The organism is Dyadobacter sp. Leaf189, assembly GCF_001424405.1.
GTDB lineage: Bacteria > Bacteroidota > Bacteroidia > Cytophagales > Spirosomataceae > Dyadobacter.
The window spans coordinates 152413-176059 of record NZ_LMPS01000008.1; the positions used below are offsets into that span (position 1 = coordinate 152413).

Consider the following 23647-nt stretch of genomic DNA (forward strand, 5'->3'; position numbering starts at 1 on the left):
TAGCTTAATAATGATTCGGGTTTACGATTCTTAACTTCGGAATAGTAAGAAAATCCCTCTCATTATCTGTAATTAAGATCAAATTATTCGCAATGGCAGTGCCTGCAATAATTGCGTCAGGTGTTTTAATTTTCCTTCCTCTGCGTATAGCCACACAACTTTTGACCACCTCAGGTGTAATTGTAAATACAATACTGTCGCGAACAAATGCTTCAACGCTACTTGAAGAAGCTGTCTTCCACGATAGTAGTTCTATTTCAGTGATAACGGAGATATTGGGAATCTCATTAATGACCATATCCATAAACTCCATTCCCTTTGAAGGAAGCAATTCAGAGAGATAGTGAGATACAGCGTTGGAATCGATCAGATACCGGTCCATTCGCTGCGCGTTTGGGAGATGTGTTTACTCAAAGCTTTGCCTTCCTCTTTAGTAAGCGTCCCTCTGTATTTGGATGATAAACCAGGTGCAGTACGTTCTTCATTCTGATGAATTCGGATTACGTTCAATGCTTCCAGGTCCCTGAGTAACTGCAACGCTTTATCATGCGTCAGCTCCACTACATACGTTTCCATAATTTTATCTTTATAATACAAGATAGAAATAATACGCCAGTATTTAACTTACCTGCAGCACCGGCACATTCGTTTTTGAAACTGCTCCGTAGCCTCCTTCGATATTTACTACGTCGTCTATTCCGCGGGATTTGAGAATGGAGGCGGCGATCATAGAACGGTATCCGCCGGCACAATGAATATACAGTTTTTGATCCTTTGGAAATTCCTGCATCAGGTCGTTGATATAATCCAGCGGCAGGTTTTTGGCGCCTTCTATGTGGCCGGCATTGAACTCGTCGGGCTTGCGTACATCGATAATTTCCAGCGCTCCGTTTTCAAAATCGCTTTCAAATTCACCCGCAGAAATGGACATGATCGAATCAACCTCCTTGCCTGCATCCGCCCAGCTTTTAAAGCCGCCATCCAGATATCCGATCGTGTGGTCGTACCCTACCCTGGCCAGCCGCGTGATTACTTCCTCTTCCTTGCCGGGTTCCGTAATAATCAGCAGCTCTTGTTTCAGATCAGGTATGAGCGCGCCAACCCAGGGTGCAAAACTGCCCTGAATACCAATGTTAATAGAATTCGGAACAAAACCTTTGGCAAAATCGCCGGCACTTCTGGTGTCGAGGATCAATGCGCCGGTTTCGTTTGCTTTGGCTTCAAATGCTTCGGCAGAAAACGCCTGGTCTCCGCGTTCAAGTACATCATCAATGCGCTCGTAACCGTCGCGGTTCATTTTTACATTCTTTGGAAAATACTGCGGTGGCTCGGTCAGGCCGGCGGTCACTTCTTTAATGAATTCTTCTTTGGTCATATCCGCCCGCAGTGCATAATTGAAGCGCTTCTGATTTCCGAGCGTGTCTGATGTTTCCTTGCTCATATTCTTGCCGCAAGCTGAGCCTGCACCATGCGCAGGGTACACGATAACGTCGTCAGGAAGCGGCATGATCTTCTCGCGCAGACTGTCGAAAAGCATTCCTGCAAGATCGTCCATTGTCAGGTCACACTTTTGCGCAAGATCGGGCCGGCCCACGTCTCCGATAAATAGGGTGTCTCCGCTAAACAATGCGATTGGCTTCCGATTTTCATCCAAAAGCAGGTAACAGGTTGATTCCAGCGTGTGCCCTGGCGTATGCAGTACCTGAATAGTCACGTTTCCAAGCTGGAACTCCTCCTTATCTTTTGCAATATGTGCTTCAAAGCCCGTTTTTGCACCCGGACCGTAGATGATCGGTGCGCCTGTCTTTTCAGACAGATCCAGGTGACCGGATACAAAGTCCGCATGAAAATGCGTCTCGAATACATACCTGATCTGCGCGCCTGTTTGCTCGGCTTTGCGGATGTACGGATTTACTTCCCGTAAAGGATCAATCACAGCAGCTTCGCCATTTGAAACAATGAAATAAGCCCCTTGCGCGAGGCATCCTGTATATATTTGTTCGATTTTCATGCGGAAAGTAATTGTGTTCTTATGTTTTATTAAACCAACGGCTGTGGCTCTTTGGTTCGTTATGTCATACCTTAACAGCCTTCCACCCTCCCATTCTGAATCGCCAGATACCCATCAATGCAAGAACAGACTCGGCAATTGGCACGGAAACAAACACACCGATCGGCCCGAAATTAAGTACGATAGCCAGTACATAGGCAACCGGGATTTCAATAGCCCAAAAGCAGATCAGATTTAGAACTGTTGGCGTTTTTGTATCTCCTGCCCCATTGAACGATTGCGCTACCACCATGCCGTAAGCATAAAAACCGTAGCCAAGACAAAGTGCCCGCAATGCGGTTTTACCGGTTTCAACCACTTGTACATTTGTACTGAACCAACCCACGATCGTCTCTGCCCAGACAAACATAAAGAACGACAGGGTCAGCAGGAAAACCAGGTTGTAAAAAGCACATTTCCATACCGAAGTTTCGGCGCGGCCGGGCTTGCCGGCACCCAGGTTTTGCCCGACCAATGTTGCGGCGGCATTGGCTAATCCCCAGGCCGGTAACAACGTAAATGTAATCACGCGGATCGAAATAGTGTAACCAGCAACCACATCACTTCCAAACTCTGAAAGAATGCGGGTAAGGAAGATCCAGCTGGCCGAGCCAATCAGGAACTGGACAGTGCCGCCTGTCGCAATTGTAACGATATTGCCGATTGTTGCCGGATCCGGCCGAAGATCTGCCCACATCAATCCGAGCATCTTACTGGCCTTGGTAAGCGAAAACAATTGGTAGCCAACTCCTATCGAACGCCCCGTAGCCGTTGCAATCGCTGCGCCTGTTACGCCCAGCTCAGGAAAAGGGCCAATTCCAAAGATCAGCAATGGACCCAGCAGCATATTGAAACAGTTGGCGACGATCAGAGACCGCATTGCCGTAGCTGCTGACCCGGCACCGCGCAGCGCACCGCTTAATGAATACAGCAAGACCACTACCGGGCTGCTCAGGAATTGTATTCTGGCAAAGTTGGTACCTGTTTCGATTACCTTCTGATCTGCTCCCATTAACAACAAAATGTCACGTGCAAACCAGGTACCTGTCAATGCGACTACCAGCGAAATACCAAGTGAAATAATGATAACTTGTCCGACTGCCTGCCGCGCCTGTACTGTATTCCCCTCGCCAATGCGGCGCGCGATGGTGGCGGTTGCCGCAGTACTCAACCCGATCGCCAGGGAATAAACGAGTGTGATAACAGATTCAGTAAGTCCGACTGTAGCCACTGCCTCAGTACTTACCTTCGAAACGAAAAAAATATCAACAACAGCGAAGAGCGACTCCATAACCATTTCCAGGATCATGGGTACGGAAAGTAAGAATATAGCGCGATTGATGCTCCCTTCGGTAAAACTTTCTTCGGAGCCACGAATAGCCTCACGAAGTAGTGTAAACCACTTTTTCATGGATAAGAAGTATTGAATGAAATAAATAGAAGAAGTGAAATCCCTTAGGGACCACTAAAAAGAACTTGTAAATGTGACCGGAATGGTCGGCGGACTAAGCTTGTAGTCCGAGGTTGAAGAGCAGCATCGGCTTTGAAGATTTGCGCAAATATACAAAAGTGTTTTTCGCATAATCAAACAAAATGGAATGCCTGGCCGGGAAATGTTACTCAGGCATAAAGTTTTATGAACTTTTGAAGCAGGCTTACCGTTGAAATTCTACCTTCTCCGCAAAATTACCCTGCAAATCTCTACATTGCAGACGAACTATATTACAAATCAAAAAAGCAATACATGATTGATAAGAAGAAATTTCATTCTACTGCTGTACAGCCCGAAACCGCGGTGCTGGTGGCAGTAAGTACCCAAAAACAGAACGTTGAGAAAACCAAGGAGTACCTGGAAGAGCTTGCTTTTCTGGCTACGACGCTGGGTGTCGAAACGGTTAGAACATTTACACAAAACCTGGAAAGACCGGACACACGCACTTACACCGGCAAAGGAAAACTGGAAGAAATACAGACTTTCATCAAGGCTAATCCCGTAGATATGGTCATTTACGACGATGACCTCACTCCTTCCCAGGTGAGAAACCTGGAAGCTGAGTTTACTGATATCAAAGTAATTGACCGAAGCCTGCTGATCCTGGCGATTTTCGCAATGCGCGCGCAGACTGCACAATCGAAATTGCAGGTTGAACTGGCCCAGTACCAATATATGTACCCCCGTCTGACACGTTTGTGGACCCACCTTAGCCGCCAGTCGGGTGCTGGTGTAGGTATGCGCGGACCTGGTGAGACGGAATTGGAAACGGATAGAAGGATTGTAAAAGACCGGATTGCCTTTTTGAAGGAAAAATTGGAGAAGGTTGACAAGCAAAGCATTACGCGCCGCAAGGAGCGCGACCGCCTTGTGCGTGTTGCGATCGTGGGTTATACCAACGTGGGTAAATCTACATTGATGCGCAGCTTGTCCAAAGCTGACGTATTTGCAGAAAACCGCCTTTTCGCTACCGTTGATTCGACGGTACGAAAGGTCAATATGGAGAACATTCCATTCCTGCTTACGGATACGGTTGGATTTATCCGTAAGCTGCCTACTACTTTGATCGAGTCATTTAAATCGACGCTTGACGAGGTTCGGGAGGCAGATATCCTGATGCACGTAGTGGATATTTCGCATCCTTCATTTGAGGAGCATCTGGATGTGGTGAACAAAACGCTGGAAGAAATCGGCGCCGCCAACAAACCTTCGATATTGGTTTTCAACAAAATAGACCTTTACAAACCTTCTTTCCACGAGGAAGAAGAAAATGAAGACGAAGGTGTAATGCTGCAGGAAACGGTTTTGGAACAGCTGAAAAAGAGCTATATATCCGACAAAGCGGAACATGTGGTGTTCATTTCGGCCGAGAAGAAGGAGAATATCGAAGAATTAAGGAATACATTGTTCTCGCTGGTTAAAGAGAAACATTTTTCTATTTATCCGAACTGGCTTGATTTGGGCTATACTGCGGTACAAACAGAGGAATAATCTTTTGTAATTCAAACGATTTTTTCCGAGGTTTGCAGCCCCAAATGACTGCGTAGTTCAACGGATAGAATAGGAGTTTCCTAAACTCTAGATATGGGTTCGATTCCCGTCGCGGTCACAGGAGCCAGGTTTTAAGCCTGGCTTTTTTGTTTTTTAGGTTCGTAGTTCAACGAATAAATAGGAGTTGTCGAGGGTGACTCCCACCTAAACTCTGGATATAGGCCGGGGTCGCGTTCGACTCGATTCCCGTCGCGGTCACTGAAGCCAGGTTTTAAGCCTGGCTTTTTTGTGCTTAGGTTCGTAGTTCAACGAATCGAATAGGAGTTGTCGAGGGCGACTCCCACCTAAACTCTAGATATGGGCCGGGGTCGCGCTCGACTCGATTCCCGTCGCGGTCACAGAGCCAGGTTTTTTAAGCCTGGCTTTTTTTATGCATCATTCCCATCTATTTACAACTCCAAGGTTGCGAGCATTTCTTTATTTACATTGCGGACATCGAACTTCTCTTCGGCGTATTTTCTTCCATTTGCACCCATTTCTGCAATAATCGTGGGGTTTGAGATGATGTTTTCCATACAGAGGGCCAGGTTTTGAGTGTTTCCCGGTGCTATCAGAAATCCATTGCGATGATGTAGATCGGGATTGATAACTTCCCTGCAACCGGGAGTGTCTGTGGTAATTACGGCACGTCCGACGGCAAGTGCTTCCAGAAGTGCTCTCGGAGTTCCTTCCCTGTATGAGGGCAGCACCACAACTGAACTGTTCCCGATCAAGGACGCTGTATCTTTCCTGAATCCAAGGTATGTCACAACATTTCCCATTACCAGATTACCATAAAGCTCGTTGTCAATACAATCAATATTTTGTACCTCATACTCTCCCGCCAGGCAACATTTCACCTCAGGATATTTACTCCGGACAATTTTTACTGCTTCATAATATTCCCTAATTCCCTTCGAGACTGTCAGCCTTCCAATCATCAGAAGGTAAGTTCTGCTGCATTTACATGCTTGAATGGGAACCTTTCCAGGTTTACTCCGGAGCCGTTCACTACCATTGTTTTCTCAACCGGTACCAACCCCATTTTGACTAAAAGATCGCGATCGTCCGGATTATGGAAGATCACTTTTTTATTAAAAATCAAGCTTAGCCTGAGCAGTAAATGAACGAACCTCTTCTGTCCTTTTTTTACGTTCTCACCTTCCACGAAGTTGTACCCAAGTCCCGTCAGCATGGAATAGATTTCCCTGATCCCCGATAGATAAGAAACAATGCTTCCAAAAATGACCGGCTTGATTGTATAACCAAAAAAAAGGGCAGGCTTTTCCTGCATTATAATCTTTAATAAGAAAAAACAGTAAGCCAGATCGTCCGTAATGGAGATACTATTGGGCTTTAAATTGCTTTCAAAAACTGTCACACCGATTAAATTTAATTCCTCGCGGATTTCGGGATCGCTGATTGTTGGCGAAACCAATATAACGCGGTTTTCTTTTACCATTTCCCTGAATAAATCTCCCCTGAAATCGACCACCGATCGTGGCGGACCGCAAGCGACCAGAATAGTTTTTGAAGTCATTTTTAATCAAAAATTCTACAAGTACATTTAAGTTACTATTGTCTTTGGCTATCAATTAATTGGTGTTAGCTGTGCACTACTCACATGATTACAAACCCTCATGAATCTATCAGAATTACATTCGGATAAACAGCCGAGTGTACTTATTACAGGTGGTGCCGGATTTATCGGAAGTCACCTTGCGCCGGCGTTTTTAAAGATCGGATTTAAAGTCCGGATTTTGGATAACCTGTCCACAGGCACCCTGGAAAATCTTCCAGTTCATCCAGATCTGTCTTTTACCAATTGCAGCATTTTAGATGAAAATGCACTTAAGAGCCTCGCTGGCTTCGATCTTGTAGTTCACCTGGCCAGTGTGGTCGGGATGAAATTGGCAAAGCAAAACCCCGTACTTACCTATCAAACTGCGGTAAAAGGCACTAACAATATCCTGAAATATACAGGTAACACGCCTATTGTCCTTTGTTCGTCTTCGTCAGTATACGGACTTTCTGATACTGGCATAAAGATGCGGGAAGACGCGGCGATTACAGATGGAAACCTGCTTGATTATGACGGCGGCACACTTGGCTATGCCTGCGGGAAGCGGCATATGGAGCAGCTGGGTATAGCCGCCGCAGCTGCCGGTCGGAAGGTTCTTATTGTAAGACCTTTCAATGTGATCGGCTTACGACAGGTAGGCACGTATGGAATGGTTGTTCCAGCTTTCATTCAAGCTGCCATGGCGGATATCCCGCTCCGTATCTTTGGCGACGGTAATCAAACGCGGTGTTTTAGTGATGTAAATACATTTGTCCAATCCCTGATCAGGCTCTTGTCTATTGACCTGGCCTGGCAACCCGGCAGCAACATTGTTAATCTCGGATCTGACCAGACTGTCAGTATCAATGCGCTTGCCAACAAAATCATCCGGGCCATTGGCTCAGCATCAGCGATTGAGCACGTACCTTTCAAAAGTATATTCCCCGGGCAGGTTGATGTGCAAAACAGGCTGCCGGATACCTCGTATTCCAAATCGCTCCTCGGGGATATCAGCTGGCCAAATATTGACGACGTGATAAACACCTTTCTCGACATTAGAAGCATTTCCAATGGCTGATAACGCTAACGAAATTGTAATCCTCGGCGCAGGAATTACAGGTCTTGCAGCCGCCAGCAAACTGGGTGAAAACGTCACAGTTTTTGAAAAATCGGGAAGACCAGGCGGACTGGTTCAATCTCATTGTTTTGATGGCGGCTACTGGTTTGATCATGTACTACACATTTTTCATTGTAACAACCCGGAAATATTAAATAAAGTAAACAATCTGCTCGGGCCGGTACTTTTTGAATGCCCGCCGGTGGCCTGGATCGAAACTGCGGCCGGGGTGGCACGCTACCCTTTTCAACTGAATCTTGGCAGCTTGTCTACCGAAGCTAAAATCAGCTGCATCAAGGATTTCTCGGCAGCATTTTACCAGCAAAAGGATTTTTCCGGAATGTCTTACGGAGAATACCTTATCAATGCATTTGGCAAAACCATGTGCGAACTTTTCTATTATCCATATAATGAAAAATTATGGAAGCTGCCGCTGAATGAAATTTCAACAAACGGGCAATTATGGAATTTACACCGGCCTTCCTTTGACGAGATACTGCGCGGCTTGATCGAGCCGAATGTATCGCGGGAGACTTATAACACAAAAGCATTTTACCCGCGACCGGAAACGGGCTCAGCTATACGTGGAATGGAAGTACTATCCCAAGGTTTTGCGAAAAAGGTAAGAAAGCTGCATTTGAAATCAGAGATAGTCGGTCTTGACCCACAGAAGAGAGTGGTCACTTTTATGCAAGAAGGAGAAATTCATACGTACAGGTATGATCGTCATTGTTTATCCACCATTCCGCTCCCTGCTCTTATGCGTATGTGCGCGGGTGTTCCCGATAAGCTGATAAAAGAAGTGGAAAAGCTCAAATGGGTTAAAGTACTCTCTATTGCCTTGTCGATAAAGGGGCCACGGCCGGATAATCCTGGTTGCTGGCGCTATTTTACCGATCCCGGTACGCCATTTACCAGACTGGTGTTTATGACCGAATTTGATCCTGCTAATGCGCCGGAGGAAGGCTGGGGCTTGCTGGTAGAAATACCGCTCAAAGCCGATGATCAAACTGCCTTGGAAAAACCTCTTGAAGACAAAGCTGTTTTTGCGATCAGAAATGCAGGATTTATTACAGACGATCATCAGATCATTGGCGTGCATAAATGGCTGGCAGATCCTGCCTATGTGGTATTTACACCTGAAACAAGCCAGATTATCAATCATTGTCACGAATACCTGGAACAATTTGACATCACATCCACCGGCAGATATGGAAACTGGGAGTATTCTTCCATGTCAAAAAACATAGAGGATGGTTTCAGGATCAGTAAAGAGCTATGCAGATGAACCAGGCCCTGATTTTTGCCTTGTCGCTGGCCACCGGCGGAGTGTTCACCTGGCTTGTCCGTGCTTTTGCATTGAAAAATAACATTGTGAACAAGCCTAATCCCATTGTTCCCCAACACGTGCGGCCCGTAGCATATCTGGGTGGCCTGGGGATCTTCCTGGGTAGCGTGTCAGCAATGGGAATCTTGCATTATTTTGGAAAGGTTGCTTTTCCAGAGGTTGGTATCGGTTTTTGTGCCACGGGCTTTCTGGTACTCGGCATATTCGACGATTTGGAAGTGTACAGTGCGCGCAAAAAATTCATAATCCAGCTGATTCTCGCAATTGCAGGTACGGCCTTGGGTATAAAAGCCGAATTCGTCGGTATTCCAGCGGTAGACTTCCTTTTATCCGCATTCTGGACTCTGGTGTTAGTTAATGCCGCTAACCTGACAGATGTGTGCGACGGACTCGTTGGCGGACTTATGCTGATCACATTCCTTTTCATAGGAATGCGCAGCCAGGAACCAGCAAGCCTTGCAATACTTATTGCCGGCAGTATTATTGGCTTTCTCATCTTTAATTTACCAAGAGCGAGCATATTCCTGGGAGATGCCGGCTCGCACCTGCTGGGGTTCTTACTGGCTGCTTTCACATTATTGCACTTCAATCAGCCTGCTGCAGGTTCAAACATCATTGCATTTCTGCTCATTCCGGGGGTAATGTTGTTTGAGCTCACTTTTCTTACCGTCGTACGAATTCAAAAAGGGCTTGCATGGTGGAAAGGCAGCCCTGATCATTTTTCCCTTCGCCTTCAAGCAGCAGGATTTACAAGGTGGCAAACAGACGCGATTGCCTGGACAGCGCAGGCGCTTATCCTGTTAATTGCCTTTTTATTCCCTCAACAAGCTGCTCTCAATCAGCTGGGTCTTGGTCTCATTCTTGCTGCAGGTGTGCTTTTCAGTTGGAAATTTTTACTTCGTCATGAAGTGAAGAGATAATACTGCTACCTGTACTGCTCTTATCTGTTATATACCATTCAGATAAATGGGAAACTCAAAATAAGTGGACTTTTCGTGCAGTCTATTGACACCGAAATTCCCCAGTTTATTTAATGGAGAATGCAGGTGCGGGAGGAAAGAAGCTCAGAATCAGTTAATTTTTCAATTTCTGCCTGACTATAAGAGTTAGCACAACAATTGTAGTGTATTGTAAAAACAAAACTGCAATACAATGCAAATGCTTTCAGGCCTCGGAAAGACAAGATATTTACCACTCCTCATCCTTTTTACATTGGCGATCATGCAAGCCTGTCGGAAAAATCCGAAGGAAATGACCAATGAGGAACTGGCGAGTGAGATCACCAAAAAGAACTACGACAAGCTCCTTCAATTTTCAAAAGAAGTAGGGGTTGACCCCGCCAAATTTGAACCCAAAGATGGTACCGCGCCGGTTTACGCTTTATTGGAAGAGATCGGATTCGGACATAAACCTGCCTTACGTTTCGTACAGAAAAAAATTGCCGCAGATACTGCCGTGCTCCGCGCTGCTGCTGAGGATCTGGTGGAAGGTAAAGCGATTGAAAAGGTGATGGAGCGGCTGGAACCTGTGTTTCCCGTTTACAATAACCTCAAAGTAAATTATACCAGGCTGCTGAAAGAGCAAAAGTATGACAGTGCCGCATTCGTGGCTGAGTCGCTGAATGCATATCGCTGGATTCACAGGCAAACCAAGAATGCACCCCGTTTTGTAATGGTCAACATCAGAGGCGCATACCTGACTGCAATGGATTCCGCAGGTAAAAATGTGCTCACCATGCGCACTGTTGTCGGAAAATCAGATACACCTACTCCTACCATTGACACTTACGCGACCAGCATTGTGACACACCCTTACTGGAATGTACCCAAGAGCATTGCAATCAAGGAAATCCTGCCGAAAGCGATGAGCGACCGCGAATACCTGTCGAGAAACAGAATCGAAATTATTGATACCAAAGGTCAGGTAGTTGATCCCAGCGAAGTGGATTGGGAAGCGGCCAAGGAAAATAAATTTCCGTACAGGTTTCGCCAGGAAACAGGGGAAGATAATTCTCTCGGCCTGCTGAAAGTGGAGATTAAAAATCCATTGGCGATTTACCTGCATGATACCAATGCAAGATACCTGTTCAAAAGTGAGCAAAGGTGGAGAAGCCACGGCTGTGTGCGGGTACAACGCCCTACCGACCTGGCCAACTATATGGCGGGTACCCAGCTGCTGAGCAGTGACTTCATGACCGAGCCTGATACTGTTTCAACACCTCCTAAATGGCACAAATTGAAAGTACGCGTCCCGGTGTTCCTGCTATATCTTCCGGCAGATTGTAATGAAAAAGGTGACTTGCTTTATTTCCCTGATATATACAAAAGAGGATCACCTAAGGCGCGATTGACTTTATCCAAAGTCAACCCGGCCAGTAAAGAAGACGCGTGAAGGTATTTCTGATCTCCGGAATAGATAAAAAGTCCGGAGCCGCCGTGCAGCAAATCGATCAGCTTTTTCGAATCTTCAACAGATACAGCCGGACAGCCTAAGCTACGTCCCAAGCGACCTGTGTTTTTTATAAAAGATTCACTTACATAGTCAGCACCATGCATGACGATCGCCCGTTCAAGCGCGCGGTCGTTAATGCCTTTTTCAAGTCCTTCCAAACGGAGCGATAAACCGTGTTTTCCCTGGTAAGTACCCAGTGTTTTATAAAAACCCAAGCTGGACTGGTATGAGGAATTGTCGTTTGAGAATTTCTCCGCAAATTCCTGCCCGGAGTTACGACCGTGAGCTACGTAAGTATTATATAGCACTTTACGCTTGATCAGATCAATTACATAAAGGCGCTTATTTCGGGAAGATTGCGTAAAATCCGCAATTGCAAGTATCGGATTTTGCAGGTTTGCTTTTTGAAAACCATACCATGCACAATAGAACGCAGCTTGCGATAATCCCTTGGTTTTTAAATCAAGCGAATCATACAATGCAACCCATTCCGGTTTGGAAATGGAATCCGTATCAACTACTGAAATTTGTTTGGATTTGGATGAATCCGCAAACGGATTGATTTGGCGGATACCTAAGGAAACACTAAGCGCAACAAATACCGCTACAAAAACTGCCTGAGCCTTCGTCATTTCTTACTGTTTTGTTGAAAAAATAAAGATTTGAACTGATAGATAAACAGGTAGCAGGTTAACAGGCAGCCCGCCTGCATTGGTTCCAATCCAGAAAACAGAAAGGTGTAATTGATTCATTTTAAATCAATTACACCCTCGAAACAAATAGGTTATTTCTTCTCAATACCGGCCAGAATGCGTCCGATATCATTGGCCCGGCTCATGAAATTAAGGCTTGTCCCCAGATCTTCATTATCAATGGCGGTCTTGAATTTTTTAAGCAGTTCAATGTAATCCGCCAATGCTTTGGAAACATTGGTTTTGTTTTGATCAAAAATCGGAGCCCACATCTGAGGCGAACTTTTGGCAAGGCGCACCGTGGAAGAAAAACCGGTGCTCGCCATATCGAAGATTGCCTTTTCGTCGGCCTCTTTATCCAAAACCGTCAACCCCAATGCAAAGGAGCTGATGTGGCTGAGGTGAGACACATACGCCAAATGCAAATCGTGCTCCACGGGCTTCATGTAGTGGATCTTCATACCGGCGTCGCGCAGGAATGTTTCTACCAACCCGAGCGAATCGGGGTTACTTTTTTCCTTGTCGCAAATAATCACATTTTTGTGCGGCAAAAGCTCTTTGAATGCAGCCCCAGGACCCGAGTTTTCGGTACCGGCCATCGGGTGAACTGCTACAAACTGGCCGCGTTTCGGATGTGTATCCGCCAGTTTGCAAATAAGCTCCTTTGTTGATCCGAGGTCCATAATCGTACGCCCCTCGGGAAGCAGGTCGAGCATATACGGCAGAAGCTTCGATATTGCATCGACAGGCGTCGCGAGTACATTCAGCTCAGCAATTTGCAGAGATTCTTCCAGGCTGACGATTTCATCGACAATCCCCTTGGCCAATGCAATTTTCTGATTGACAGCAGAAGTATCAACACCTACAAACTTGACATTCGGATACTTTTCACGAAGAGAAAGTGCAAAAGAGCCGCCCAGCAGGCCGATCCCGATAATGCTTACTACCATTTTTGATGTTGATAAATTTACGTCAACCCTTGATCCGCTCCACTGCTTCCCAAATGCGTTCTTTCGGTAAGCAAAGTGAAAGCCGGATATAACGCTGCCCCTTCGGACCAAAAATAAAGCCGGGAGCTATAAAAACGTGTTTTTCAACCAATATTTCGTTCACCAGCTTCTCTGCTGATTCGACAGTTTCCGGCAACTTTCCCCACAGGAACATTCCTTCCTGCTTCGCGTCCCAGGTGCAGCCAAGTGCATTCAGCAAAGCTTCCGAGGCTTCCAACCTGCCCTGGTATACTGCATTTCGCTCCTTGTGCCAGTCGTCTGAATTGTGCAGCGCAGCCACGGCCGCTTCCTGCATTGCCCAGAACATACCCGAATCCACATTGCTTTTAATGGTCAGCACTGCTGTAATATAAGGCTTTGCGGCAGCAAGCCAGCCCATTCGCCAGCCCGCCATATTATGCGACTTGCTCATGGAATTCAGCTCGATCGCCACATCCTTTGCACCTTCCACAGAAAGCAGGCTGATTGGCTGTTTCTTATTCAGGATCAGGCTGTACGGATTATCGTGACAAAGTAATATCCGGTGCTTCCTGGCAAAAGCTACTGCATTTTCGAACAGTTCCACCGTCGCAGGAGCCCCCGTAGGCATATGCGGATAATTGAGCCACATCAGTTTGGTTTTGGATGTAACCAAGCTTTCCATTGCATTCCAGTCAGGCTGCCAGCCGTTTTCTTCTTGCAGCGGATATTCTTTTACAACCGCACCTACCATTTGGCTCACAGCCCTGTATGCCGGATAGCCCAGTTCAGGAACCAGTACCTCGTCACCGGGATCCAAGAACGTGAGACTGATATGTGTAATACCTTCTTTTGAGCCGATCAGCGGTAGTATCTCGGTATTTACATCAAGCTTTACACCGTAATGATGATCATAAAAGCCGGCGATTGCGTTCCGGAATGCAGGGGTGCCTACATAAGGTTGATAACCATGTGCCTGCGGTTTCAAAATGGCTGCCGACAACGCTTCAAGCGTCGCCTCCGAGGGCATCATATCGGGATTACCAATTCCCAGATTGATGACGTCGTGTCCTTCTGCAATCAGTTTGCGTACTTCGGCGAGCTTCACTGAAAAATAGTATTCAGAAGTCTGCCTGGTGCGCAGGGCGGTTTCTATGATCATTTATAAAATTGAATTACGCTTCGGGAAACTTGACCACCAGCGGTTAATGTTTCGTCCAGCCTGGTCGAAACGGCGCGCAATTTACGATATTTTCCCGATGAGCCGGATTTTGGCGCCATGTATAGGAAACAAAAATCCTTTAAATTGCAAGATGAACTTTCGGTATTTTACACTTCTGATTACCCTCCTTGCAGCGGGCTGCTCGCAGCCTTCTGAAAAAATAATTGTAGCCACAGCGGCCAATGTCCAGTACGTCATGAAAGAGATCAAGACGAAATTTGAAAAAGAGTCGGGAAAGGAAATACAGATTGTAGTAGGCTCGTCGGGTAACCTGACCACGCAAATCAGGGAAGGCGCGCCATTTGATGTATTTGTATCCGCGGATACCAAGTACCCCGAGGAGATTTTCAAGAATGGCGGTTCCGAGGAGAAGCCGAAGGTATACGCGCTCGGCTCCCTGGTATTATGGTCAAAAAATATCCCGCAAGCTGAACTGAATCTGGCGTTGCTCGCCTCGGCAAAGGTGAAAAAAATCGCTATTCCCAATCCCAAAACGGCACCTTACGGGGTAGCAGCAATGGAAGTGTTGCAATCTCAGAATCTGGCAGGCAAAACAGAGTCCAAGCTGGTATACGGTGAAAGCATTGCGCAAACCGCCCAGTATATCGTGTCCGGTTCTGCGGAAGCAGGCTTTAATGCATTGGCGATTGTACTCGCTCCCGAAATGAAAGGCAAAGGGCATTATATAGCCATTGACCCGAAGCTGCATAAACCCATTCAGCAAGCCGCTATCTTGCTCAAACACAGCGACAGCTCTCCAAAAAAAGAGTCAAGCCGGCAATTCTACGACTTTTTATACTCCAAAAAAGGTCAGGCAATACTGGTTAAGTACGGGTACAAACCAATGATTGAATGAGTGAATGATCGAATGATCGAATGATCGAATGATCGAATGAAGAACAAAGCCATCATAACCAACTCAGTATTTATTTATCAATTCACTCACTAACTCACTCATTCACTCATTCACTCATTCACTCATTCAAAATTAAAAAAATGGACTACCAGCCAATCTGGCTCACATTTCGCCTCGCTACGATCACCTCACTGATCCTGCTTGCCCTTGCATTGCCGGTTGCATACTGGCTTGCATTCGGGAAGTTTAAAGGGCGTGGTGTTGTAGAAGCTGTGATCGGGCTGCCGCTGGTTTTACCGCCGTCTGTAATTGGTTTTTACCTGTTGCTTGCATTCAGCCCGTCTTACTGGTTTGGTGCGTGGATTGAGGAAATCTTAGGTATCCGTCTCGTTTTTTCATTTCCTGGCCTGGTGATCGCCTCCATTTTATATAGCCTGCCTTTCATGGTGTACCCGATTCGCGCCGGGTTGCAGTCACTCTCGCCCTCTTTGCGGGAAGCCTCTTATACTTTGGGTAAAAACGAATGGGAAACCTTCTTCAAGGTTTTGCTGCCGAACTGTAAACCTGCCATACTCACTGCATTTGTACTCACTTTTGCTCATACTGTCGGAGAATTCGGCGTAGTTCTGATGATCGGCGGAAATATCCCGGGTGTTACCAAAGTTGCTTCGGTAGCTATTTACAATGAAGTGGAAGCACTTAATTATTCTGTTGCAAACCAATATGCAATGGTACTGTTCGCAATCAGTTTTGTGATTTTGCTGCTGGTTTATTCTATCAACAACCGCCTGCTTCGTGTCCGACAATCAGCTTAAAATCGCGATCAGGCATTCATTGCACACTGCACACGGAGAATTCCCGATGGAAGTCTCATTCGCGCTGGAAAAAGGGCGCATTATGGCGCTCACGGGACCTTCCGGCGCAGGAAAGACGACATTACTGAAACAAATTGCCGGGTTGCAAACGCCGCTACAGGGACAAATCCACTTTGACGGAACTGCCTGGCTCGACAGTGAAAATCACCAAAACGTTGCGCCCCAACACCGGAACATTGGCTTTGTTTTTCAGGATTATGCATTGTTTCCCAACATGACCGTTGCGGAAAACCTGAGCTATGCATTAGCAAAAGGCTCAGACGCTACCATTGTGGACGAGCTGCTCGCAGCAACGGGACTTGATCAGCTCAGCCAAAGAAAGCCGAGCCAACTTTCGGGCGGGCAGCAGCAGCGGGTTGCGCTGGCACGTGCGTTGGTGCGGAAACCCGGCCTTTTACTGCTGGACGAACCGTTTTCGGCAGTCGATCCTGAAATGCGGTACCAGTTACAGGAACTGATCCTGCAATTCCATAAACGCTATCATTTTACAGCAATCATCGTCACGCACGAAACGGCCGAAATTTTCCGGCTGGCTGATCAGGTAGGTGTAATGGAGAATGGAAAACTGACCCGTTTCGGCGCTCCCGCCGCCATTTACCTGCATAGCGACGCACCCGACGAAAGCTTTTTCATCCACGGCGAAGTACTAAGAACAGCGTTAGCAGGAGATCAGCTGCTGGTTGATGTTTCGATTGAAAATAAAATCCGCCTAATCAGACTGCCACTTGCAATGCAAAACGAGGTAACAATTGGCAGAAAGTTCGTTTTGCATTACCCGCTTACATTTCCGCAAATATCATGGATGAGCTGATTGTAAACCGGTCTGAGGTGTAAAGTAACTTTCAAGCACGTTTGTCTTTTTCCCCTGAAATCTATTTTAAACCTTTATATGAAGCTATTTTTCAAACTTGCACAAATCGCGTTTTTCGTACTACCACTTCTTGCAATGCGGCAGGATAAACCGTTAAAGGTTGTCTTTTTCGGAGATTCCATTACGCAGGCCGGCGTGGGGGCAACAGGTTACATTACCCAAATGGGCGAAATGTTGAAAGCAAAAAACCAGGGGGCTAAGTACGAGCTGGTTGGCGCAGGAATCGGCGGGAACAAAGTATATGATCTGTACCTGAGGTTGGAAGACGATGTCCTCTCCAAAAAGCCTGACATCGTATTTATTTACGTAGGTATCAATGATGTGTGGCACAAAGCTTCGTCGGGAACGGGAACTGATCCTGACAAATATGTAAAGTTCTATGAAGCCCTGATCAGGAAAATGAAGGCGCAAAACATTCGCGTGATTGTATGTACACCTACCGTAATCGGGGAAAGAAATGACAATTCAAATCAGCAGGACGGAGACTTGAACCAGTACTCCAAACTGATCCGTGAAATCGCGACAAGAAACGGATTGCAGCTCTGCGACCTACGCAAACATTTCACGGAATACCTGGCGCAAAACAATCCTGAAAACAAAGAGAAAGGAATCTTAACAACCGACCGGGTACATTTAACAGAAGCCGGGAATAAATTCCTGGCAGAGAAGATGATGGAGGCACTGGTGCAGAAATAATAAAACAAAGGCAAATCCACCAAAAATACCGGTAGGCATTCAACATAGGTAATGCCGCTAGGCATGTAATATCGGTAACACGAAACCTGGCATACAACATCGGCAATGCCGTCAGGCATGTAATATCGGTAACACACAACTAAGCAAACAACATCGGAATGCCGTCAGGCATAACTATGTTTTATCCCTATGGGATTGGGTGATGCACCTGTTTGGCCAAACTTACCTATGTTACATGCCTAGCGGCATTTCCGGTGTTACATTCCTAGCGGGGTTACCGATGTGATATCCCTAGCGGGATTGGGCTACCACAATTTTTCAGGATACTCCCCACTTTCATGCAATGCATTCAATGAAGCTTGCACATTTGGCTTGTCCTCCGGGTAAGTAACGCCGAACCAGTCTGAGGAGCTGCGGAAAACGCGGCAGTTACCTAGTTTCCCTTCGATGATTTTCGTCATCACAGTCGGAATGTAGAACTCCGCTTTCGGGGTATTGATATTTTCACGGGCGTAAATCTCGAAAAACTCCTTTGTAAGCGGGAACATGGTTGGCTTAAAGCCCCAGAAGTTCATAGAAACCGGCGTTTCAGGCGCGAGCTCCGTTTTTACCCCGTCCTCTTCAAAATAAATCACACCTTCTTCTTCGAAGATCTTGGTACGTTCTACAACCGATTCCAGGTTGTGATCCTCGCGTTCAATGCAAACGCCGCGCGAAACGGTCCCGTTTTCCGACAAGGTCCTTTTCAACTCATATCCGATCATTGCGTGCTGCGTGTCATCGGTATCATTCTGGAGGAATTTGGCCATTGTTTCGAATGCGTCCCGGCCGTAAAAATCGTCTGCATTAATTACCGCAAAAGGCGTATCAGTTTGATCCCACGCACATAAAGTAGCGTGGCCCGTGCCCCAGGGTTTTGTACGCTCCACTTTTCCAAGATCCTCGGGAACGTAGGACTGTATTCCCTGAATTGCGAAGTCAAAATCGATCTTACCTGTCAGTTTCGGGGCAAAAATAGCTTCCGCGCTGTCCTTAATTTCCTGACGGACGATAAATACTACTTTGCCAAAACCGCTTCTGATTGCGTCATATAGCGAGTAATCAATAATTGTTTCCCCATTTGGCCCAAACTGGTCAAGCTGTTTGATACCTCCGTAGCGGCTGCCTATTCCGGCAGCCAGAATCAAAAGAGTTGGTTTCATTCAGTTTTCTTTAAAAAATTGCATTGTGGTGTATGAAAGCTTGCAGCAAAATAAGGTCTTTCGGTACTATAAAAAAAACGCGCCCCTTTATTCAGGACGCGTTTCATCAAATAAAATATTTTAAAATTTATACCGCAAAACTCTCTCCGCATCCGCAGGTACGGGTTGCATTCGGGTTGATAAACTGAAACCCTTTGCCGTTCAGTCCGTCTGAAAAATCGAGTGTTGTTCCAGCGAGGTATAGCAAGCTTTTCTTATCTACAATGATCTTCACTCCCTTATCTTCAAAAACCATATCAGTAGGCTTGGACTCGGAGTTGAATTCCAGGTTGTAGGTCAAACCGGAACATCCGCCTCCTAAAACACCGACCCTGATCTGATAATCGTCAGCAAATCCGTCAGCATTACGGAGTTCAACAATTTTGTTTTTGGCGGTATCGCTTACAGTAACCATGATTCTTTGTTTTTATAACTACACTTTTTAACATTCCGGACCTTTGAGAAAGTTCAACAAAGTCGAGAAAATGCGCCTAGTCTGTGAGAATAACCGCGCCTTCTTTATTAATAGAAGATACGTGTAAACCGGCTGCTATTCCTGCCTCAGCAAACCGTGCTATCATTGCATTACCTGCTTTTTGAGCGTTTTCAATTCCCCGGCTCAATGCAAACATGGAAGGTCCGGCCCCTGAAATACTGCATCCCAGTGCACCATTTTCAATGGCGGCCTGCTTTACTTCTTTAAACTCGGGTATCAGGATAGAGCGGACAGGCTCGATAATCACATCCACCATTGAGCGACTGATCAGGTCGTAATCTGCTTTCATTAACCCCGCGACAAGTCCGGCTACATTACCCATTTGGGCAATCGTATTTTTCAGGGAAACCTCATTCCGCAGGATAAAGCGCGCATCTTTGGTATTGATTTCAATGTCGGGATGTACGAGCGTGCAGTACAAATCGTCAGGTACCGGGATGGTAAAAACGTCGAGCGGATTGTAGCTTCTGATCACTACAAAACCGCCCAGAAGTGAGGGACCTACGTTATCTGCATGCGCCGATCCGGAGGCAATGCGCTCCCCTTCCATCGCAAAAGGCAGCAGCTCCTCGCGGGTAAGTGGCTTGCCAAGCATTTCATTGATCGCTACCACACCGGCGACTGCACTGGCAGCGCTGGATCCCATTCCACTGCCCAGAGGCATATTCTTATGCAAAACAACTTCGCAGCCGAAATCTGTAATGCCCAGATATTTGAGCAAATGCAGCATAACCCCGGTTACCGAATTTTTGGCTGCATTACGTGGAAGCCGACCTTCATCTCCGGTAATATCCGCGATAACGATACCCGGCTCATCACGGCGGCGCAGCTCCACGGTATCCCCCGGCTCTTTGATCGCAAAACCAAATATATCAAACCCGCAAGCCACATTAGCAACCGTAGCAGGGGCAAAAGCTTTTACATAATTCACTGTAAGTGGTTGTTTTCTTTTAAGTATTGAAGGGTTGTATTAACGAATTGCGCTGCATCCTGAACCGACTCTCTGGCGTCTTCTTCCAAAACTTCGTCATAATCATAGTCGCTGAATTGCCTCTTTTCAAATGCTCTTTGCAACGTTGTATTTAACTCAATGTCCAAAATTCCTGTTTTTATGAATAACTCGCGAAACTTGGTATGTGAGCCTACGTGCGTTTTGACTTGCACGTTCGAAACAAAAAGCAGGGCTTGAATACAATGGAAGATTGCGTAATATGCCCGGTTTACGCTAGCTTCATTTCTGGCTTCTTCAAGGAAGCTTTGACTCACTTCCAGGCAATCCTCGGCTTTTCTTAGTATTTTTTCTAATGTGACCTCACTCATAATACGATACCTTCTTCATGAATGGCAGCGCTCAAAAGTGCATTTCCAGGCAGCAGTTTATCCACCGTAAACGGAATTGCTGAAATCCATAAGTTGTACTTCAAACCAAGCGAGCTGGTAATAGGAGACATTTTACTTATTTCTGCGAAAGTTTTCAACTCCCTATCATTAAGAACAACTAGGTAGTCCACGTCGGATTCTTCGTGCTGCTCACCTCTCGCATAGGACCCGAAAAGGATTACCTGATGCAGCCTCGTGCCATAAAGCGCACGCACCTCGGCAACGAACTCTTCTGTTAAAGCTTTTACCGGCTCCGGCACCTTCCTGTTGCTCATAGTTCAAATGGTTGAAGTACAATGCAATTTAATACATTACCCCAAATAGCTGCTGATACTCATGATGTCGGCGAAAACACCGGAGGCAGTTACTTCGGCTCCGGCGCCTGGGCCTTTGATCACGAGTGGGCGGTCTTTGTAGCGTTCTGTCGTGAATGAGATAATGTTATCACTGCCCGATAAAGTATAAAATGGATGCGACGGGCCAACTGTTTTCAGCTCGATCGTCGCCTTGCCATTTTCCAGCGTGGCGATGTAGCGCAGCTTTTCATTATTTACTTCTGCCTCAGCCTGCTTCTCTGCGAAGTAGTTATTTGATATTTCAAGCTCCCTGAAAAAAGCATCCACAGTAGGTGCATTCAGACAGTTACCGGGCAAAATCTGTGAAATCACGATTTCTTCCGGTTCGAGCGGCACGCCTACTTCCCGCGCCAGGATCAGGATTTTCCTTCCTACATCGGCCCCGCTCAGGTCATCGCGCGGATCGGGCTCCGTAAAACCTTTCGCTTTTGCTTCTTTCACTACATCAACAAAGCGGTTTTCCGAATTGAAATTGTTGAAAATGTAAGATAAGGTACCCGACAATATCGCCTCTATTTTCAGGAATTTGTCCCCACTTGCCATCAGCCCCTGAATGGTATTGATGATCGGCAAGCCGGCGCCTACATTGGTTTCATATAAAAATTTAACCCCGCGCTGTAAAGCAGTTCTTTGCAGCGACACATATTCGGAATAAGAACCGGAGTTGGCTACTTTATTGGGTGTTACCACCGAGATGCTCGCATCCAGCAGAATCTGGTAGTACTGAACAATATCCTTGTCCGAAGTACAATCCACGAAAACACTGTTTGGTAAATTGAGCTCGATCATTCGCTGCACAAATGCTGGCAAGCTTGTTTTCACGCCCTCGTCCATCACCCGGTCACGCCAGTTTTCAGGTTTGATCCCGTCGGGATCGAGGAGCATTTTTTTGGTATTGGACAAGCCCGCGATATTGAGGTTCAACAGTTTCTCTTCTCTCAGGTATTTGGTCTGGTTGCGGATCTGTTCGATCAATGTTCCGCCGATCAGCCCCACTCCCACTATAAACAGGTTCAGCGATCGTGTTTCCGATTGGAAGAAAACGCCGTGAATCGCATTCAATGCTTTTGAAAGGTCGCTTTTTGCAATTACAACAGAGATATTCAGCTCTGAAGAACCCTGTGCGGTCGCTACGACATTGATACCGTTTTTACCCAAAACAGAAAACAACTTGCCTGAAACCCCCGTGCTTTTCTTCATCCCCTCACCAACTATCGCAATAATCGAGAGGTTTTTTTCAATTGAAATACTGTCGATATGCCCAAGGCTGATCTCTATCGCAAATTCTTTTTCCAATACCTCGGTTGCCTTTTGCGCATTTTTTGGGTCAATGGAAAAACAGATCGAATGCTCGGAAGAAGCCTGCGAGATCAGGATCACACTGATTGCATTCAGGGAAAGCGCCGTGAAAAGACGGCCGGATATCCCCGCAACCCCGATCATCCCGCTACCCTGGATATTCACCAGCGCAATCTCGTCTATGGACGAAATGCCTGTGATCGCATATTCTTTCCCGTTTGCTGCTTTCTGAACATAAGTACCTTCAAAGGCTGTATTGAAAGTGTTCAGTACTTTCAAGGTAATGTTTTTGGCAAAAGCAGGCTGCAAGCTGGGCGGGTAAATGACTTTCGCACCGAAGTGTGAAAGTTCCATCGCCTCAGCATAAGAGATAGAAGGAATTGTAAATGCATTGGTCACCTTGCGCGGATCAGCCGTCATCATCCCGTCCACATCCGTCCATATTTCAATGGAGTTCGCATCCAGCGCTGCCCCCAGAATGGAAGCGGTATAATCCGAGCCGCCGCGGCCGAGCGTGGTAGTAACTCCCTCGGCAGTGGAAGCAATAAAGCCTGTTACGCATTGTAATGCCGCGTTTTTGGCAAAATATTCAAGTATCTGTTTATTGGTAATTTCAAAATTCACGTCACCCATTCCATAAGTTGCATTGGTATGGATGATCTGGCGTGCGTCACAGAACTCGGCGTCGATACCTTTGCTTTTCAGGATTTCGGTGATCACCATGGTGGATAATCTTTCGCCGAAACTCATGATCAGATCGAGCGTGCGTTCTGATAGTTCTTTAATCCACGAAACGCCGCGGAGTATATCTTCCAGCTCATTGAAAAGTCCACGTATAGCCGCAAACGTACTGCTCTGGCTTTTCACCGGTATCAATCCTCTGACCACCGCGAAATGCCTTTCTTCAACGCCTTTCAGGAATTCAATGTAATCCGTATTTCCGGCTGCGGCCATTTTGCCGATCTCTATCAACCGGTTCGTGACCCCTCCCATTGCAGAAAATACAACCGCGAAACGCTCGCCTTTCGCAAGGTTTTCTTCGAGGATACTGATAACTGTTTTAATGCTGTCAACCGAACCGACAGAGGTGCCGCCAAATTTAAGAACCTTCATTGAACGCAATATTCGAATACACTTTGATTTACA

At 46.4% G+C, this 23647-nt stretch carries 24 protein-coding genes and 1 tRNA gene; 10 read left to right on the forward strand and 15 right to left on the reverse strand.

The window, feature by feature from the left end:
* Nucleotides 1-4: 4 nt before the first annotated feature.
* The 4 genes from ASG33_RS23730 to ASG33_RS23745 all read right to left on the reverse strand — a co-directional run bounded on the left by ASG33_RS23730 (nt 5) and on the right by ASG33_RS23745 (nt 3461).
* A complete protein-coding gene (locus ASG33_RS23730; protein WP_056291434.1) occupies nt 5-382 on the reverse strand; it encodes a type II toxin-antitoxin system VapC family toxin in 378 nt (125 codons plus the stop codon).
* Complete coding sequence (locus tag ASG33_RS23735) at nt 367-576, reverse strand: hypothetical protein (protein ID WP_056291436.1); 210 nt, start codon at nt 574-576, stop codon at nt 367-369. Before ASG33_RS23735 ends, ASG33_RS23730 begins: the two co-directional genes overlap by 16 nt.
* A gap of 43 nt (nt 577-619) precedes the next feature.
* Complete coding sequence (locus ASG33_RS23740; protein ID WP_056291437.1) at nt 620-2011, reverse strand: rhodanese-like domain-containing protein; 1392 nt, start codon at nt 2009-2011, stop codon at nt 620-622.
* A gap of 64 nt (nt 2012-2075) precedes the next feature.
* Entirely contained in the window at nt 2076-3461 is a 1386-nt protein-coding gene (locus tag ASG33_RS23745; RefSeq protein ID WP_056291439.1) for an MATE family efflux transporter, read from the reverse strand.
* A gap of 333 nt (nt 3462-3794) precedes the next feature.
* On the opposite strand from ASG33_RS23745, the gene hflX reads away from it, so the two are divergent.
* Together hflX and ASG33_RS23755 are read left to right on the forward strand one after the other, a co-directional pair.
* On the forward strand, nt 3795-5033 hold the full coding sequence (hflX, locus tag ASG33_RS23750) for a GTPase HflX (protein ID WP_056291441.1): 1239 nt from the start codon (nt 3795-3797) through the stop codon (nt 5031-5033).
* A gap of 46 nt (nt 5034-5079) precedes the next feature.
* Nucleotides 5080-5151 (forward strand) — tRNA-Arg (locus ASG33_RS23755).
* A 331-nt stretch (nt 5152-5482) separates the two neighbouring features.
* Here the strand turns inward: ASG33_RS23755 and ASG33_RS23760 are convergent.
* Entirely contained in the window at nt 5483-6013 is a 531-nt protein-coding gene (locus ASG33_RS23760; RefSeq protein ID WP_056291443.1) for a glycosyltransferase, read from the reverse strand.
* Nucleotides 6013-6612, reverse strand: coding sequence for a glycosyltransferase (locus ASG33_RS23765; RefSeq protein ID WP_082489390.1), 600 nt, complete (start codon nt 6610-6612; stop codon nt 6013-6015). Before ASG33_RS23765 ends, ASG33_RS23760 begins: the two co-directional genes overlap by 1 nt.
* 100 nt (nt 6613-6712) lie before the next feature.
* On the opposite strand from ASG33_RS23765, the gene ASG33_RS23770 reads away from it, so the two are divergent.
* The 4 genes from ASG33_RS23770 to ASG33_RS23785 all read left to right on the forward strand — a co-directional run bounded on the left by ASG33_RS23770 (nt 6713) and on the right by ASG33_RS23785 (nt 11489).
* The gene (locus ASG33_RS23770) at nt 6713-7711 is read left to right on the forward strand and encodes an NAD(P)-dependent oxidoreductase (protein WP_056291446.1); all 999 of its coding nucleotides are present in this window, start codon (nt 6713-6715) and stop codon (nt 7709-7711) included.
* Complete coding sequence (locus ASG33_RS23775; protein ID WP_056291448.1) at nt 7704-9038, forward strand: NAD(P)/FAD-dependent oxidoreductase; 1335 nt, start codon at nt 7704-7706, stop codon at nt 9036-9038. The genes ASG33_RS23770 and ASG33_RS23775 overlap by 8 nt, the downstream gene beginning before the upstream one ends.
* The gene (locus tag ASG33_RS23780; RefSeq protein WP_162242772.1) at nt 9035-10018 is read left to right on the forward strand and encodes a glycosyltransferase family 4 protein; all 984 of its coding nucleotides are present in this window, start codon (nt 9035-9037) and stop codon (nt 10016-10018) included. Before ASG33_RS23775 ends, ASG33_RS23780 begins: the two co-directional genes overlap by 4 nt.
* A gap of 232 nt (nt 10019-10250) precedes the next feature.
* Nucleotides 10251-11489, forward strand: a complete 1239-nt coding sequence (locus tag ASG33_RS23785; RefSeq protein WP_056291452.1) for a L,D-transpeptidase family protein — start codon at nt 10251-10253, stop codon at nt 11487-11489.
* Here ASG33_RS23785 and ASG33_RS23790 read toward each other — a convergent pair.
* The 3 genes from ASG33_RS23790 to ASG33_RS23800 all read right to left on the reverse strand — a co-directional run bounded on the left by ASG33_RS23790 (nt 11402) and on the right by ASG33_RS23800 (nt 14371).
* Nucleotides 11402-12181 carry a murein L,D-transpeptidase catalytic domain family protein gene (locus ASG33_RS23790; protein ID WP_056291454.1) on the reverse strand — a complete coding sequence of 260 codons (780 nt, stop codon included), beginning with the start codon at nt 12179-12181 and terminating at the stop codon, nt 11402-11404. The two genes, ASG33_RS23785 and ASG33_RS23790, sit on opposite strands and share 88 nt — an antisense overlap.
* A 152-nt stretch (nt 12182-12333) precedes the next feature.
* On the reverse strand, nt 12334-13191 hold the full coding sequence (locus tag ASG33_RS23795) for a prephenate dehydrogenase (RefSeq protein WP_056291455.1): 858 nt from the start codon (nt 13189-13191) through the stop codon (nt 12334-12336).
* A gap of 22 nt (nt 13192-13213) precedes the next feature.
* Nucleotides 13214-14371, reverse strand: coding sequence for a pyridoxal phosphate-dependent aminotransferase (locus tag ASG33_RS23800; protein WP_056291457.1), 1158 nt, complete (start codon nt 14369-14371; stop codon nt 13214-13216).
* Between the two features lie 151 nt (nt 14372-14522).
* Here ASG33_RS23800 and modA point away from each other — a divergent pair, with 151 nt between their 5' ends.
* The 4 genes from modA (at nt 14523) to ASG33_RS23820 (ending at nt 17729) form a co-directional block, all read left to right on the forward strand.
* On the forward strand, nt 14523-15287 hold the full coding sequence (gene modA / locus ASG33_RS23805) for a molybdate ABC transporter substrate-binding protein (protein ID WP_056291722.1): 765 nt from the start codon (nt 14523-14525) through the stop codon (nt 15285-15287).
* 140 nt (nt 15288-15427) lie between these two features.
* Entirely contained in the window at nt 15428-16102 is a 675-nt protein-coding gene (modB, locus tag ASG33_RS23810; protein WP_056291459.1) for a molybdate ABC transporter permease subunit, read from the forward strand.
* Nucleotides 16083-16973, forward strand: coding sequence for a sulfate/molybdate ABC transporter ATP-binding protein (locus tag ASG33_RS23815; RefSeq protein ID WP_056291461.1), 891 nt, complete (start codon nt 16083-16085; stop codon nt 16971-16973). Before modB ends, ASG33_RS23815 begins: the two co-directional genes overlap by 20 nt.
* A 78-nt stretch (nt 16974-17051) precedes the next feature.
* Complete coding sequence (locus ASG33_RS23820) at nt 17052-17729, forward strand: SGNH/GDSL hydrolase family protein (protein WP_056291462.1); 678 nt, start codon at nt 17052-17054, stop codon at nt 17727-17729.
* 305 nt (nt 17730-18034) lie between these two features.
* On the opposite strand, the gene ASG33_RS23825 is transcribed toward ASG33_RS23820, so the two are convergent.
* The 6 genes from ASG33_RS23825 to thrA all read right to left on the reverse strand — a co-directional run bounded on the left by ASG33_RS23825 (nt 18035) and on the right by thrA (nt 23614).
* A complete protein-coding gene (locus ASG33_RS23825; RefSeq protein WP_056291464.1) occupies nt 18035-18931 on the reverse strand; it encodes a sugar phosphate nucleotidyltransferase in 897 nt (298 codons plus the stop codon).
* A gap of 127 nt (nt 18932-19058) precedes the next feature.
* On the reverse strand, nt 19059-19385 hold the full coding sequence (locus ASG33_RS23830) for an iron-sulfur cluster assembly accessory protein (protein WP_031530665.1): 327 nt from the start codon (nt 19383-19385) through the stop codon (nt 19059-19061).
* Between the two features lie 76 nt (nt 19386-19461).
* A complete protein-coding gene (locus tag ASG33_RS23835; RefSeq protein ID WP_056291466.1) occupies nt 19462-20397 on the reverse strand; it encodes a homoserine kinase in 936 nt (311 codons plus the stop codon).
* Complete coding sequence (locus ASG33_RS23840; RefSeq protein ID WP_056291467.1) at nt 20394-20786, reverse strand: HEPN domain-containing protein; 393 nt, start codon at nt 20784-20786, stop codon at nt 20394-20396. Before ASG33_RS23840 ends, ASG33_RS23835 begins: the two co-directional genes overlap by 4 nt.
* Nucleotides 20783-21121: a nucleotidyltransferase domain-containing protein gene (locus tag ASG33_RS23845; RefSeq protein ID WP_056291470.1), complete on the reverse strand. Its 339-nt coding sequence runs from the start codon at nt 21119-21121 to the stop codon at nt 20783-20785. The genes ASG33_RS23840 and ASG33_RS23845 overlap by 4 nt, the downstream gene beginning before the upstream one ends.
* A gap of 36 nt (nt 21122-21157) precedes the next feature.
* Nucleotides 21158-23614 carry a bifunctional aspartate kinase/homoserine dehydrogenase I gene (thrA, locus tag ASG33_RS23850; RefSeq protein WP_056291473.1) on the reverse strand — a complete coding sequence of 819 codons (2457 nt, stop codon included), beginning with the start codon at nt 23612-23614 and terminating at the stop codon, nt 21158-21160.
* Between the last annotated feature and the right edge of the window lie 33 nt (nt 23615-23647).

What these genes read in the sequence shown, in the direction of transcription:
- ASG33_RS23765 (WP_082489390.1), bottom strand. Translation starts at nt 6,612, where the DNA reads ATGACTTCAAAAACTATTCTGGTCGCTTGCGGTCCGCCACGATCGGTG.
- ASG33_RS23735 (WP_056291436.1), bottom strand. Translation starts at nt 576, where the DNA reads ATGGAAACGTATGTAGTGGAGCTGACGCATGATAAAGCGTTGCAGTTA.
- ASG33_RS23770 (WP_056291446.1), top strand. Translation starts at nt 6,713, where the DNA reads ATGAATCTATCAGAATTACATTCGGATAAACAGCCGAGTGTACTTATT.
- hflX (WP_056291441.1), top strand. Translation starts at nt 3,795, where the DNA reads ATGATTGATAAGAAGAAATTTCATTCTACTGCTGTACAGCCCGAAACC.
- ASG33_RS23820 (WP_056291462.1), top strand. Translation starts at nt 17,052, where the DNA reads ATGAAGCTATTTTTCAAACTTGCACAAATCGCGTTTTTCGTACTACCA.
- ASG33_RS23775 (WP_056291448.1), top strand. Translation starts at nt 7,704, where the DNA reads ATGGCTGATAACGCTAACGAAATTGTAATCCTCGGCGCAGGAATTACA.
- ASG33_RS23745 (WP_056291439.1), bottom strand. Translation starts at nt 3,461, where the DNA reads ATGAAAAAGTGGTTTACACTACTTCGTGAGGCTATTCGTGGCTCCGAA.
- ASG33_RS23730 (WP_056291434.1), bottom strand. Translation starts at nt 382, where the DNA reads ATGGACCGGTATCTGATCGATTCCAACGCTGTATCTCACTATCTCTCT.
- thrA (WP_056291473.1), bottom strand. Translation starts at nt 23,614, where the DNA reads ATGAAGGTTCTTAAATTTGGCGGCACCTCTGTCGGTTCGGTTGACAGC.
- ASG33_RS23785 (WP_056291452.1), top strand. Translation starts at nt 10,251, where the DNA reads ATGCAAATGCTTTCAGGCCTCGGAAAGACAAGATATTTACCACTCCTC.
- ASG33_RS23830 (WP_031530665.1), bottom strand. Translation starts at nt 19,385, where the DNA reads ATGGTTACTGTAAGCGATACCGCCAAAAACAAAATTGTTGAACTCCGT.
- ASG33_RS23760 (WP_056291443.1), bottom strand. Translation starts at nt 6,013, where the DNA reads ATGATTGGAAGGCTGACAGTCTCGAAGGGAATTAGGGAATATTATGAA.
- ASG33_RS23740 (WP_056291437.1), bottom strand. Translation starts at nt 2,011, where the DNA reads ATGAAAATCGAACAAATATATACAGGATGCCTCGCGCAAGGGGCTTAT.
- modA (WP_056291722.1), top strand. Translation starts at nt 14,523, where the DNA reads ATGAACTTTCGGTATTTTACACTTCTGATTACCCTCCTTGCAGCGGGC.
- ASG33_RS23800 (WP_056291457.1), bottom strand. Translation starts at nt 14,371, where the DNA reads ATGATCATAGAAACCGCCCTGCGCACCAGGCAGACTTCTGAATACTAT.
- ASG33_RS23790 (WP_056291454.1), bottom strand. Translation starts at nt 12,181, where the DNA reads ATGACGAAGGCTCAGGCAGTTTTTGTAGCGGTATTTGTTGCGCTTAGT.
- ASG33_RS23845 (WP_056291470.1), bottom strand. Translation starts at nt 21,121, where the DNA reads ATGAGCAACAGGAAGGTGCCGGAGCCGGTAAAAGCTTTAACAGAAGAG.
- ASG33_RS23795 (WP_056291455.1), bottom strand. Translation starts at nt 13,191, where the DNA reads ATGGTAGTAAGCATTATCGGGATCGGCCTGCTGGGCGGCTCTTTTGCA.
- ASG33_RS23780 (WP_162242772.1), top strand. Translation starts at nt 9,035, where the DNA reads ATGAACCAGGCCCTGATTTTTGCCTTGTCGCTGGCCACCGGCGGAGTG.
- ASG33_RS23825 (WP_056291464.1), bottom strand. Translation starts at nt 18,931, where the DNA reads ATGAAACCAACTCTTTTGATTCTGGCTGCCGGAATAGGCAGCCGCTAC.
- modB (WP_056291459.1), top strand. Translation starts at nt 15,428, where the DNA reads ATGGACTACCAGCCAATCTGGCTCACATTTCGCCTCGCTACGATCACC.
- ASG33_RS23840 (WP_056291467.1), bottom strand. Translation starts at nt 20,786, where the DNA reads ATGAGTGAGGTCACATTAGAAAAAATACTAAGAAAAGCCGAGGATTGC.